This is a genomic window from Bradyrhizobium sp. 2TAF24 (assembly GCF_052115025.1).
Classification (GTDB): Bacteria; Pseudomonadota; Alphaproteobacteria; order Rhizobiales; family Xanthobacteraceae; genus Bradyrhizobium_A.
The window spans coordinates 171931-184588 of the sequence record NZ_JBFRFW010000007.1 but is presented as its reverse complement, the minus strand read 5'-3'; the positions used below and the strand labels follow the sequence as shown (position 1 = coordinate 184588).

The 12658-nt window shown below is 66.9% G+C and carries 12 protein-coding genes and 1 tRNA gene; 3 read left to right on the top strand and 10 right to left on the bottom strand.

Features of this window, described 5'->3' with window-relative positions:
* Positions 1 to 19 precede the first annotated feature (19 nt).
* The 10 genes from accD to aroA form a co-directional block, all read right to left on the bottom strand.
* Entirely contained in the window at positions 20 to 943 is a 924-nt protein-coding gene (accD, locus tag AB4Z37_RS13440; RefSeq protein ID WP_441517232.1) for an acetyl-CoA carboxylase, carboxyltransferase subunit beta, read from the bottom strand.
* Between the two features lie 87 nt (positions 944 to 1030).
* Positions 1031 to 1867 (bottom strand): tryptophan synthase subunit alpha, encoded by an 837-nt coding sequence (gene trpA, locus AB4Z37_RS13435; RefSeq protein ID WP_441517231.1) that lies wholly within the window; start codon positions 1865 to 1867, stop codon positions 1031 to 1033.
* Positions 1864 to 3078, bottom strand: a complete 1215-nt coding sequence (trpB, locus tag AB4Z37_RS13430) for a tryptophan synthase subunit beta (protein ID WP_441517230.1) — start codon at positions 3076 to 3078, stop codon at positions 1864 to 1866. The genes trpA and trpB overlap by 4 nt, the downstream gene beginning before the upstream one ends.
* Entirely contained in the window at positions 3075 to 3755 is a 681-nt protein-coding gene (locus tag AB4Z37_RS13425) for a phosphoribosylanthranilate isomerase (protein WP_441517229.1), read from the bottom strand. Before AB4Z37_RS13425 ends, trpB begins: the two co-directional genes overlap by 4 nt.
* Positions 3756 to 3910: 155 nt before the next feature.
* Positions 3911 to 4255 (bottom strand): lipopolysaccharide assembly protein LapA domain-containing protein, encoded by a 345-nt coding sequence (locus AB4Z37_RS13420; protein WP_441517228.1) that lies wholly within the window; start codon positions 4253 to 4255, stop codon positions 3911 to 3913.
* Between the two features lie 235 nt (positions 4256 to 4490).
* On the bottom strand, positions 4491 to 4832 hold the full coding sequence (locus AB4Z37_RS13415; protein WP_441517227.1) for an integration host factor subunit beta: 342 nt from the start codon (positions 4830 to 4832) through the stop codon (positions 4491 to 4493).
* Between the two features lie 174 nt (positions 4833 to 5006).
* The gene (sppA, locus tag AB4Z37_RS13410; protein WP_441517226.1) at positions 5007 to 5987 is read right to left on the bottom strand and encodes a signal peptide peptidase SppA; all 981 of its coding nucleotides are present in this window, start codon (positions 5985 to 5987) and stop codon (positions 5007 to 5009) included.
* Positions 5988 to 6248: 261 nt separating this feature from the next.
* On the bottom strand, positions 6249 to 7955 hold the full coding sequence (gene rpsA, locus AB4Z37_RS13405; protein WP_441517225.1) for a 30S ribosomal protein S1: 1707 nt from the start codon (positions 7953 to 7955) through the stop codon (positions 6249 to 6251).
* 264 nt (positions 7956 to 8219) lie between these two features.
* Positions 8220 to 8858 carry a (d)CMP kinase gene (cmk, locus tag AB4Z37_RS13400; protein ID WP_441517224.1) on the bottom strand — a complete coding sequence of 213 codons (639 nt, stop codon included), beginning with the start codon at positions 8856 to 8858 and terminating at the stop codon, positions 8220 to 8222.
* Positions 8855 to 10192 carry a 3-phosphoshikimate 1-carboxyvinyltransferase gene (aroA, locus tag AB4Z37_RS13395; RefSeq protein ID WP_441517223.1) on the bottom strand — a complete coding sequence of 446 codons (1338 nt, stop codon included), beginning with the start codon at positions 10190 to 10192 and terminating at the stop codon, positions 8855 to 8857. Before aroA ends, cmk begins: the two co-directional genes overlap by 4 nt.
* A gap of 311 nt (positions 10193 to 10503) precedes the next feature.
* Here aroA and AB4Z37_RS13390 point away from each other — a divergent pair, with 311 nt between their 5' ends.
* The 3 genes from AB4Z37_RS13390 to AB4Z37_RS13380 all read left to right on the top strand — a co-directional run bounded on the left by AB4Z37_RS13390 (position 10504) and on the right by AB4Z37_RS13380 (position 12509).
* Positions 10504 to 10908 (top strand): TIGR02300 family protein, encoded by a 405-nt coding sequence (locus tag AB4Z37_RS13390; RefSeq protein WP_441517222.1) that lies wholly within the window; start codon positions 10504 to 10506, stop codon positions 10906 to 10908.
* A 66-nt stretch (positions 10909 to 10974) separates the two neighbouring features.
* Positions 10975 to 11050: transfer RNA gene (locus AB4Z37_RS13385), tRNA-Ala, on the top strand.
* A 253-nt stretch (positions 11051 to 11303) separates the two neighbouring features.
* Positions 11304 to 12509 carry a CaiB/BaiF CoA transferase family protein gene (locus AB4Z37_RS13380; RefSeq protein ID WP_441517221.1) on the top strand — a complete coding sequence of 402 codons (1206 nt, stop codon included), beginning with the start codon at positions 11304 to 11306 and terminating at the stop codon, positions 12507 to 12509.
* The last annotated feature ends 149 nt before the right edge of the window (positions 12510 to 12658 follow it).

Here is a 12658-nt window from a genome sequence, read left to right as displayed (position 1 = left end):
CCCTTCCGCGGCGGCCGGCTCACACCGGCGGTGTGGCGTTGGGATCCGCGGCGGTGTCCGCGCCCTGCAGGTGGCGTGGCGGCTCGGCGCCAGCCGCCGGCGCCTTCATCAGCAGGCGGCACAGCCGCGCCAGCGTCGGGCGCATGTCGTGGCGATGCACCACCATGTCGATCATGCCGTGGTCCTTGAGATATTCGGCGCGCTGGAAACCCTCGGGCAGTTTCTCGCGGATGGTCTGCTCGATGACGCGGGCGCCGGCGAAGCCGATCAGCGCGCCGGGCTCGGCGATGTGCACGTCGCCCAGCATCGCGTAGGACGCGGTGACGCCGCCGGTGGTCGGATTGGTGAGCACGACAATGTAGGGCAGCCGCGCCTCGCGCAGCATCTGCACCGCCACCGTGGTGCGCGGCAGCTGCATCAGCGACAGGATGCCTTCCTGCATGCGCGCGCCGCCGGAGGCCGCGAACACGATGCAGGGCGAGCGCTTCTCGACCGCGAGCTCCAGGCCCTTGATGATGGCCTCGCCCGCCGCCATGCCGAGCGAGCCGCCCATGAAGTCGAAGTCCTGCACCACCACCACGGCGGGCGCGCCCTCGAGCTTGCCGAAGCCGACCTTGACCGAATCGTTCAGCCCGGTCTTGGCGCGGGCATCCTTGATCTTGTCGACATACCGCCGCTCGTCGCGGAACTTGAGCGGATCGGCCACGACCTCGGGCAGCGCGACATCGAACCAGGTCTCGTTGTCGAACACCGACTTCAGCCGCGCCACCGCGCCCATGCGCATGTGGTAGTTGGAGCCGGGAATGACGAACTGGTTGCTCTCGACGTCCTTGTAGAACACCAGCTGCCCGGAATCCGGGCACTTGATCCAGAGATTCTCCGGCGTCTCCCGGCGCAGGAAGCTGCGGATCTTCGGGCGGACGACATTGGTGATCCAGTTCATGGTGCACACTCCATCGCACAGTCTATGTGCGGCCTCGGGACCGGCGCCACAAGGGGCCAGACCCCGGTCAAAACCTGCAAAAAAGCCCTACTCGGCCGCCTGCCGGGCGTCCCGGACGCCGGCAGCCAGCGCCGCGGTCAGATCGGCGACCGCACCGACGGTTTTCGCCGTCGCACGGCCATCGGCGTCGAGGGTGCCCCGCAGCGCATCGACCAGCGCCGTACCGACAACCACGCCGTCGGCATGCCGTGCGATGGCACGGGCGGCGTCCGGCGTCCTGATGCCGAAGCCGACACTGACCGGCAGCGCGGTGTGGCGCTTGATCCGTTCCACGGCCTTGCTGACCGCCGCGGTGTCGGCGCTGGCGCTGCCGGTGATGCCGGTGATCGACACGTAATAGACAAAGCCCGAGGTGTTCGCGAGCACCGCCGGCAGGCGCTTGTCGTCGGTGGTCGGCGTCGCCAGGCGGATGAAGTTGAGCCCGGCATTCAGCGCCGGCACGCACAGTTCGTCGTCTTCCTCGGCGGGCAGGTCGACGATGATCAACCCGTCGACGCCGGCAGCGTTGGCATCCGCCAGGAACCCCGGAACGCCGTAGATGAAGATCGGATTGTAGTAGCCCATCAGGATCAGCGGCGTCGTGCTGTCGTCCTTGCGGAACGCGCGCACGACATCGAGCGTCTTCTTCAGCGTGGTGCCGGCCTTCAGCGCCCGCAGGCCTGCGGCCTGGATCGAGGGGCCGTCGGCCATCGGATCGGTGAACGGCATGCCGATCTCGATCACGTCCGCGCCGGCCTTCGGCAGCGCCTTGATGATCGCGAGCGAGGTGGCGAGGTCGGGATCGCCCGCCATCACGAAGGTGACGAACGCGGCGCGACCCTCGCGCTTCAGGTCGGCGAAACGCTGATCGATGCGGGTGGTCACTTGCTGCCTTTCAGAATGTCCGCGACCTGCGGAATGTCCTTGTCGCCGCGGCCGGAGAGATTGACCACCATCAGGTGATCCTTGCCGCGCTTGGGCGCGAGCTCGATCACCTTGGCGATGGCATGGGCGGGTTCGAGCGCCGGAATGATGCCTTCGAGCTTCGACAGCAGCTGGAAGGCCGCGAGCGCCTCGTCGTCGGTGGCGGAGAGGTAGTTGACGCGGCCGGTCTCATGCAGCCAGGAGTGCTCGGGACCGATGCCGGGATAGTCGAGACCGGCGGAAATCGAGTGTGCCTCGAGAATCTGGCCGTCGTCATCCATCAGCAGATAGGTGCGGTTGCCGTGCAGTACGCCGGGGCGACCACCGGCGATCGACGCCGCATGCAGCTGGGTGAGGCCGTGACCGGCGGCCTCGACGCCGAAGATCTCAACCGAGGGATCGTCGAGAAACGGGTGAAACAGGCCCATCGCGTTGGAGCCGCCGCCGATGCAGGCGACCAGCGAATCCGGCAGACGGCCCTCGACCTCGCGCATCTGCGCCTTGGTCTCGTTGCCGATGATCGACTGGAAGTCGCGCACCATCATCGGATAGGGGTGCGGGCCGGCGACCGTGCCGATGCAATAGAACGTGTCGTGGACGTTGGTGACCCAGTCACGCAACGCCTCGTTCATGGCGTCCTTGAGCGTGCGCGAGCCGGACTGCACGGGAACGACCGTGGCGCCAAGCATCTGCATGCGGAAGACGTTCGGCATCTGCCGCTCGACATCGACCGCGCCCATGTAGACGACGCATTCGAGGCCGAAGCGCGCGCACAGCGTCGCGGTGGCGACGCCGTGCTGGCCGGCGCCGGTCTCTGCGATGATGCGCTTCTTGCCCATCCGCCGCGCGACCATGATCTGGCCGAGCACGTTGTTCACCTTGTGCGAGCCGGTGTGGTTGAGCTCTTCGCGCTTGAAATAGATCTTCGCGCCGCCGAGATGCTCAGTCAGCCGCTCGGCGAAATACAGCGGCGACGGCCGGCCGACATAGTCCTTGAGATAGCCGTCCATCTCGCGCTGGAACGCCGGGTCGGCCTTGGCGTCGGCATAGGCCTTTTCCAGGTCGAGGATCAGCGGCATCAGCGTTTCGGCGACGAAGCGGCCGCCGAACTGGCCGAAATGGCCGTGCTCGTCGGGCCCGCTGCGGAAGGAGTTCGGTAACGGCTGGTTCATGCGCGGCTCGCGGTGAGAGGGGACGGCGCAGCGCCGGCCGCGGCGCGCGCGGCAGCGACGAAGGCCCGGATCTTCTCGATATCTTTGACACCCGGCGCGCGCTCGACGCCCGACGACACGTCGACGCCACCGGCGCCGGTGACACGCAGCGCCTCCGCGACATTACCGGCATCGAGGCCGCCGGACACCATGAATGGGACAGCAAGCTTGAGATGCTCGAGCAGATGCCAGTCGAACGGACGACCGAGTCCACCGGGACGGGTGGCGTCCTTCGGGGCGCGGGCGTCGAACAGGATGCGCTCGGCGGCGGTAGCATAGCCCGGCAGCACGGCGAGATCGGCCGCGGTCTCGACTGCAATCGCCTTCATCACCGGCAGGCCGAACCGCTGCTTGATGTCGCGCAGTCGCGCCACGCTCTCCTTGCCGTGGAGCTGCAGTACCTGCGGCTCGAGCGCGTCGATGATATTGGCGAGCGTGGCGTCGTCGGCATCGACCGTGAGCGCGACCTTGACGGCCCGCCGCCGCACCGCCTGGCCGAGCTCGCGCGCGAGGCCAAGGCCGACATGGCGCGGGGACGGCGGAAAGAACACGAAACCCACCATGTCCGCGCCGGCCGCGAGCGACGCTTCGAGCGTCTCGGGCGTCGACAGGCCGCAGATCTTGACGAGCAGGGACATCGCTGGAAACGGGTTCCGAAAGGGCCGGTCAGGCCTGTGACGGTTTGATGTGGACGGGGCGGGTTCTACAACGTTGCGAGGGGCTTGTCTCGCCCCAATGACCGGCGGCCCAGCCCCCTGGGACGGCCGGATGTCCGGCGTTTGGCCGACTGCGATCAGTTCGCCCGGAGCTGGGGAACCTGGGCCCGGGCCGCCTGCACCCGCTCGGCCCGCAGGTCGTCAAGCTGCTGACGAACCGCCCGGGCATCGGCCTCGAGCCGGCGCGCCGCACGACGCCAATGGCGCTGGCCGTACCAGGTGGCCATCCCGCCCGCGACCACGCCGAGGATCGCCACCAGGATCAAGATGACGAACAGCGGCAGCGTGATCGCTCCGGACGGATCGGCGGTATCGAAGGGATTGAACGACACCGTGACCAGATGCCGGTTGGCGACGGCGAACACCACGAACACCACCGCGAGCGGGATCAGCACCAGGGCGTTGACGATCTTTCGGAGCATGATCCCTCACTAGGCTGAGTTCGCCGCCGTGCCGCGAGAGGGTAGCACCAAACAGCAGGCGGAAGGGAGAGTGCCGTTGCGTAGCGCCGGAGTACGGAGGCGCCGCTCGGAGACAGCTTGGGCGTCGTGGAAGTCCTGCAAGAACTTTTGGAAGAACTCTTGAAAGAACTCTTGAAGCTGGCGGGCCGTCGTTGCGTCCGCACCGCAGACGGCCGACCGTCCACCAGAGGAGCGATCAGTCCTCCTGATCGGCCGTTTCGTCTTCATCATCGGCGGCCGCCGCGGCACCGCCCGGCATGTCGCGATTGAGACGCTCACGCATTTCCTTGCCGGTCTTGAAGAACGGTACGCTCTTCTGGTCGACCGGCACATGCTCGCCGGTGCGTGGGTTGCGGCCCGCACGCGCCGGTCGGTGCTTGACCGAAAAAGCACCGAAGCCACGCAGCTCGACCCGATCGCCGCGCGCCAGCGCGGCAACGATTTCATCGAGGATCGCATTCACGATGTTCTCGACGTCCCGCTGGTAAAGGTGCGGATTGTGCTCGGCGATACGCTGAACAAGTTCGGATTTAATCATCGACACCGGTATCCGTGGATCGTGCGATTTACCATTTCCGTGAAAATGCGCGGAGCTGTCAAGACGTTAATTGCTGCCATAACAGCATGAAACCGCGTGACAAACGCTGAAAATGACCTGTCCGCGGCCATCCGCGTGATTGCTGCATCGCGCCCAAACCGGCCTGCACGGGGGTCACTGCGCACTCCCCGGTTGCCAGATCGCGAGCATGCCATCGAGCCCGGCACGGTCGACCGCCTGGATTACGCCCGACTGATCGAGCCGCCGCGAGAACGAGGTGAGGCCGACGGCGTCGAGGGTCACCACCGCCGCCGCGCGCAGGAACGTCATGTCGCTGAGGCCCGGCGTCAGCTTGAAATCGCGCACCGGCAGCTCGGAGGAGATTTTCTTTTCCGCGATCAGCCAAGCGATGGCGGTCTTCTCGTCGCCGAGCTGGTCGACCAGCTTCAGCCCCACCGCCTGGTGGCCGGTGAAGACACGGCCGTCGGCAACGGTCTGCAGCGTATCGTCGTCCATCTTGCGCCGCTCCTTCACCAGGTTGCGGAACCAAGCGTAGGAATCCTTGACCAGCATGTCGAGGGCGGCGCGCGCCTCGGGACTGGTCGGCTCGAAGCCGTTGGGAGCAGCCTTCAGCGGTGAGGACTTCACCTCCTCGACCTTGACCCCGACGGTCTTCAGCAGGTCGGAAACGTTGGGGAACTGGAATAGCACGCCGATCGAGCCGACCAGCGAGGTCTGCTGGGCAATGATGTGGTCCGACGCCAGCGCGGTGATGTAGGCGCCCGACGCGCAGAGACCATCGACCACCACCACCACAGGCTTCTTGGCCTTGAGGCGGACCAGCGCGTCATAGAGCTGCTCGGAGCCGGAGGTGGTGCCGCCCGGCGAGTTGAGGTGCACGATCACCGCGGCGGCCTGCGACTTCTCCAGCCGCTCCAGCGCCTCGATGCGGTCGCGGTTGCTCTGGATCAGGCCCTCGATGGTGACCCGTGCGATCGTGTGGCCGCCGGTCAGCGCATCGCGGCCGGACGGCGTCGCCACCACCGCCACGGCGACGATGGCAACGATCGCGGCGATGGTCGCCGCGACACGCCAGAACGTCAGCTTGCGGCGGATGCGCCGGCGGTCGACGATCACATCGGGGTCGTAGGTCATCGGAACTCTCCGGGAAATCTGCGCCGCACGTCATGTCCGTGCGACCTTGAGATGGCGTAACCTGATTTGTTCAATTGCAACGCAATATGAAAAAAACATGATCGTATCCACGATCATGGCCTGCCAGCTCGTTCACTAGAGCATTTTCGGGCCGGCGGATACGGCCCGCCCGGCCGCGCCGCGCCATCGGACAGGCTGTGACAAACAAAAGGGGCCCCGGCGACGCCGGAGCCCCCTTCCGTACGGCAATGCCGATACGGCTTACTTGTCGGCGCGCTGCTTGAGCGCGGTGCCGAGGATGTCGCCCAGCGTGGCGCCCGAATCGGACGAACCGTACTGCGCGATGGCTTCCTTCTCCTCGGCGACTTCCAGCGCCTTGATCGACACCTGGACCTTGCGGGCCTTCTTGTCGAACTGGATGACGCGGGCGTCGACCTTCTCGCCGACGGCGAAGCGCTCGGGGCGCTGCTCCGAACGCTCGCGCGCGAGCTCCGAGCGCTTGATGAAGGTGTTGAAGTCGGTGCCGACGATCTGAACGTCGATGCCGCCTTCCTTGACGTCGAGCACCTCACAGGTGACGACGGCGCCCTTCTTGACATCGCCCGGCTCGGCGAAGGGGTCGCCTTCGAGCTGCTTGATGCCGAGCGAGATGCGCTCCTTCTCCACATCGACGTCGAGCACCACGGCCTTGACCATGTCGCCCTTCTTGAAGTTGTCGATGACCTGCTCGCCCGGAAGCTTCCAGTCGAGGTCGGAGAGGTGGACCATGCCGTCGACGTCGCCGTCGAGACCCAGGAACAGACCGAACTCGGTCTTGTTCTTGACCTCGCCCTCGACCACCGAACCCACCGGATACTTCTCGACGAAGGTCTCCCAGGGGTTGCGCATGGTCTGCTTGAGACCGAGCGAAATGCGGCGCTTGGAGGAATCGACCTCGAGCACCTGCACCTCGACCTCCTGGGAGGTCGACACGATCTTGCCGGGGTGCATGTTCTTCTTGGTCCACGACATCTCGGAGACGTGGATCAGGCCTTCGATGCCCGGCTCGAGCTCGACGAACGCACCGTAGTCGGTGATGTTGGTCACGCGGCCGGTGAAGCGCGCCTGCAGCGGGTACTTGGCCTCGATGCCCTGCCACGGATCGTCCAGCAGCTGCTTCATGCCGAGCGAGATGCGGTGGGTCTCGTGGTTGATCTTGATGATCTTGACCTTGACGGTCTGGCCGATCGACAGCACCTCGGTCGGGTGGTTGACACGGCGCCACGCGATGTCGGTGACGTGCAGCAGGCCGTCGATGCCGCCGAGGTCGACGAACGCACCGTAATCGGTGATGTTCTTGACGACGCCGTCGATGACCTGCCCCTCTTCGAGGTTCTGCACCAGCTCCTGGCGCTGCTCGGCGCGGGTCTCTTCCAGCACGGTGCGGCGCGACACCACGATGTTGCCGCGGCGACGGTCCATCTTGAGGATCTGGAACGGCTGCGGGTTGTTCATCAGCGGAGCGACGTCGCGGATCGGACGGATGTCGACCTGCGAGCGCGGCAGGAAGGCCACGGCGCCGTCGAGGTCGACGGTGAAGCCACCCTTGACCTGGTTGAAGATGACGCCCGAGACCTTCTCGTTGTTCTGGAACGCCTTCTCGAGCTTGCCCCAGCTCTCTTCGCGGCGCGCCTTGTCGCGCGACAGCACGGCTTCGCCGAGGGCGTTCTCGATACGGTCGAGGAACACTTCGACCTCGTCACCCACCTTCAGGGTGCTTTCGCGGCCGGGGCCGGCGAACTCACGAAGAGCCACGCGGCCTTCGGTCTTCAGGCCGACGTCGATGACGGCCATGTCCTTCTCAATGGCAACGACCTTGCCCTTGACGACGGAGCTTTCCTGCAGGTTGCCCCCGCCGAAGCTCTCTTCGAGCATCGCGGCGAAGTCCTCGCGGGACGGGGAGTAGGAGGTAGCGGCAGCTGAAACCATTTGATCTCCAGATGCGGAATCTTGCCGGCGTTCGGGTTGATGGCGCACCGACCGTGAAGGGCTGGGGTCCGCAGCCCCAGCGACCGCCCTGCAAAACGCAGAAACGGGCCGGCAGAAGGCCTGCACGAACGATGCGATGAGCTGATGTCCGGTTCCTTCAGGACAAGCCCGACGGGACTGTCCTGCGGGGCCAATCGGGCCCCGATCGCATAAACGACACCGGGAGCGGGCGTTCCTCCAAAGACGGTGGGAGCTTCAAAAAAACTAGCTCCGCGACCGGCCCGCTCGGACGGCCTCGACGATTGCGATGGCTGCCCGGACGCCGCCTTCTATATCCAACTGGGAATTATCCAGCAAGTGCGCATCATCGGCCGGTTTCAGGGGGGCGACAGTGCGGCTCTGGTCGCGCGCGTCGCGCGCCAGGATGTCCGCCAGGATGACGGCCTCGTCGGCGGCCTCGCCCCGGCTCCTCGCCTCGAGGGTGCGCCGCCGGGCCCGGACAACCGGATCGGCGACCACAAAGATCTTCACCTCGGCGTCCGGACAGATCACGGTTCCAATGTCACGGCCGTCCAGCACCGCGCCGGGAGGAGCGGCGGCAAACTGCCGCTGGAACTCGACCAGCGCCCGACGGACGCTGGGGATCGCCGAAACCACCGATGCCGCGCTGCCCATGGCCTGGCTCTTGAGGGCCACGTCGCCGAAGGTCGCCGGATCGAGCCCGCGCGCCGCCTGGACCGCGGCGGCCTCGTCGGTGAGGTCGAGACCGGCGTCGAGCACGGCCTTGGCGACGGCGCGGTAGATTACCCCGGTATCGAGGTGGCGCAGGCCATAGTGCTCGGCGAGCAGCCGGGCGAGCGTGCCCTTGCCGGAGGCTGCGGGGCCGTCGATGGCGATGATCATGCGATGTCCGCGCCGAGCCGCTGCATCATGGGGACGAAGTCCGGGAAGCTGGTGGCAATGAAGCTGGCATCGTCGATGCGGACCGCCGTGTCGGCGGCGAGCCCCATCACCAGCGCCGACATGGCGATGCGATGGTCCATGTGGGTGGCGACGAGGCCGCCGCCGGGCACATGGCCGCGCCCCTCGACGATCAGATCGTCGCCGCTGATCTCGACCTTGACGCCGTTGACCCTGAGCATGTCGGCGGTGGCTTCGAGGCGGTCGGATTCCTTGACCCGCAGCTCATGCAGGCCGCGCATGATGGTGGTGCCTTCGGCATAGGCCGCGGCCACCGCCAGCACGAGATACTCGTCGATCATCGACGGCGCGCGCTCCGGCGGCACGGTGACGCCGCGCAGCTTCGAGCCGCGCACGCGCAGCCGCGCCATCGGCTCGCCGGCATCGCCGCGAACATGGCTCTCCTCGATCGAGGCGCCCATCTCGCGCAGCGTCGTGAACAGGCCAGTGCGCAAGGGATTGGTCATCACGTCGGTGAGCACGATGTCGGAGCCCTCGACCACCAGCGCCGCCACCAGCGGGAAGGCCGCCGAGGACGGATCAGCCGGCACCACGACCGGCGCGCCGGTCAGCTCCGGCTGGCCCTGCAGCGTGATCTTGCGGCCATGAACGCCGTCCGCTTCCGAGACGATGGCCGCGCCGAAATGCGCCAGCATCAGCTCGGTGTGGTCGCGGCTCGCCTCCGGCTCGATCACCGTGGTCGCGCCGGGCGCGGCGAGCCCCGCCAGCAGCACCGCCGACTTGATCTGGGCGGACGCCACCGGCGAGCGATAGACGATCGGCAGGGGATCGCGCGCGCCGGCGAGCGTCACCGGCAGCCGGCCGCCCTCGGTGGCCACCGTCACCTTCGCGCCCATCAGTTCCAAGGGATCTAAGATGCGGCGCATCGGCCGCTTGCGTAAGGAGGCGTCACCATCGAACGTCGCGGTGATCGGGCAGCCGGCAACCGCGCCCATCACCAGGCGGCAACCGGTGCCGGAATTGCCGAAATCGAGCGCCGCGGCCGGTGCGGCAAAGCCGCCCACCCCGACGCCGCGCACCGTCCAGGCGCCCTCGCCGGTGCGCGTGACGCTGGCGCCGAGCGCCTGCATCGCCTTCGCGGTGTTGAGCACGTCCTCGCCTTCCAGCAGGCCGGTGATCCGGGTTTCGCCGACCGCCAGGGCACCGAGGATCAGCGCCCGATGCGAAATCGACTTGTCGCCGGGCACGCGCACCTCGCCGGAGAGGGCGGAACTGCTGCGCGCCTGCAGCGGACGAAGCTCGCCAGAATGTGTCACGACCGTGGTTCCCGTGTCCCTGCGCCAGCACCCCGGCGATCGCGGCCGCGCCGGCCCGAGGAGGCGCCGGCACAAGCCTCCCGCGACCGGGAGGGCACTGGAAATCCATGATTTCCGTGGGGTTTTGCGGCGCTGGCCGAATCGCAGCCGGGCTGCGGCACCCGTTGGCCCCGCCAAACCTCACTGCATCGGCTCCTAACACGCGCCGCCCGCCGCGTCATGCCCTGCCGATAGGTCAAACCCGCTATTGACAGCGGCGCGGCAACTAGCCAAGTGAAGCACCGACTCTCAGACATCCTCAGGACACCGACGTGGCCAAACCCGAGCTTGGAACGAAACGCATCTGTCCGACGACAGGCAAGAAGTTCTACGATCTGAACAAGAACCCGGTGATTTCGCCGTATACCGGTGAGGTCGTGCCGATCGCTCCGGTGGCGCCGGTCCGCACCCGCGGCGACGCCGGCCGCGTCCATACGACCGACGACGCAGCGCCGGAAGCGGCCGAAATGGAGACGGTGTCGCTCGAGGAGGCCGATGCCGAGGAAAATACCGGCAAGGTCAACGCCGTTCTGCCGGAATCCGAGGACGATATCGAGATCGACGACAGCCTCGACGACGACGATGACGACGATTCGACCTTCATCGCCGACGAAGAAGAAGGGGATGAAGACGTCACGGACATCATTGGTGACGTTTCTGGTGATGAAGAGACTTGAGATAATCTCAAATATGTGAAAAAGGGTTCGCCGCGCGCCGCTGATTTGACGGTGACGCGACAATCCGGGGCCATAGCTCAGCTGGGAGAGCGCTTGCATGGCATGCAAGAGGTCGGCGGTTCGATCCCGCCTGGCTCCACCAATTCCCCGGCGATCCGCCTGAGGCGCGATCTCCCCCGTTTTCCACGCCCGCCCACTCAGAAGCCGCCGATTTGCAGGCGTTCCGCCTGACGGCCCCATTGCGGTCCTTTCGCGCCCCCTGAGCGCTTGATTGCGGCACCGCGGCGGTATCCACTTTTGCAACAGGCCATGACGGAATGCGGCTGGCTCGCCCAGGCCGCCGACGATAAGGCTTGCCAACGGGAAACGTTCTTCATCCACCAAGGATTAGGCTCATGACGTCTCAGGCTGCCGGTGCAATGACGGGACTGCGCGTGATCGATCTCACGCGCGTGCTGGGGGGCCCCTACTGCACCCAGGTCCTCGCCGACCACGGCGCCGACGTCGTCAAGGTCGAGCCGCCTGCCGGCGACGAGGTCCGGGAATGGGGCCCTCCGTTCCACGACGGCGACGCCGCCTACTTCCTCGGCATCAACCGCAACAAGCGCTCGATCGGCCTCGACCTCGCCTCGGAGGGCGGCCGCGCGGTGCTGATGACCATGCTCAAGGACGCCGACGTCCTGATCGAGAACTTCAAGCCCGGCACCCTCGACAAGTGGGGTATCGGCAACGACGTGCTCCGGGATAAATTTCCGCGCCTGATCCATTGCCGCATCTCCGGCTTCGGCGGCGACGGCCCGCGTGGCGGCAACCCCGGCTATGACGCCATCATCCAGGCCATGACCGGCATGATCGCCGCCACCGGCTCGCCGGAGAGCGGCCCGATGCGAATCGGCGTGCCGCTGGTCGACATCTCGACCGGGCTGTTCGCCACCGTCGGCATCCTGATGGCCTTGGCGGAGCGGCAGCGCTCGGGGCTTGGCCAATTCCTCGAAACCACGCTGTTCGAGACCGGCCTTGCCATCATGCACCCGCACACCGCGAATTATTTCCTGCACGGCAAGCCGCCGTCACTGACCGGCAACGAGCATCCCAATCTCGCGCCTTACGCGATCTTCCCCACCCGCGACGGCCAGATCTTCACCGGCGTCGGCAACGACGGCACCTTCCGCAAGCTGTGCAAGGAGATCGGCAAGCCCGAGCTCGGCACCGACCCGCGCTTCGCGCGCAACCGCGACCGCGTCACCAACCGCGAGGCGCTGCGCGCCGAGCTCGAGGCGGTGTTCAGGCAGCACGACACCGAGCCGCTGTGCGACCGCCTGCTGTCGGCCGGCCTGCCCGCCGGCCCGGTGCAGTCGATCGACAAGGCCCTGGAAGGCGCCCATGTCGCCCACCGCGGCGACGTCGTCAGCAAGGACTGGTACAAGGGCGTGGCGTCCCCGATCCGCTTCGACCGCAGCAAGGCCTCGCTGCGCCGCACACCGCCGAAATTCGGCGAGCATGCCGCGGAGGTGCTCGGCGAGTTCGGCTTCTCCCCGGCCGAGATCACCGAGCTGATGGCCCAGGGCATCGTTTCCACCCCCGGCGAGAAGAAGCGCTGAGCGCACGCACCGGCCGGCGGCGTCCCGACACGACGGACCGCCCCTCACCGGCCGCGCCGGTGCGGGCGGCGCCATGCCCGATTTTCCACTTTCCTTTCCGCGCACCCCGCCTTTACCATCGCCGTCATATGCATGTCGTCCGGCGCCTT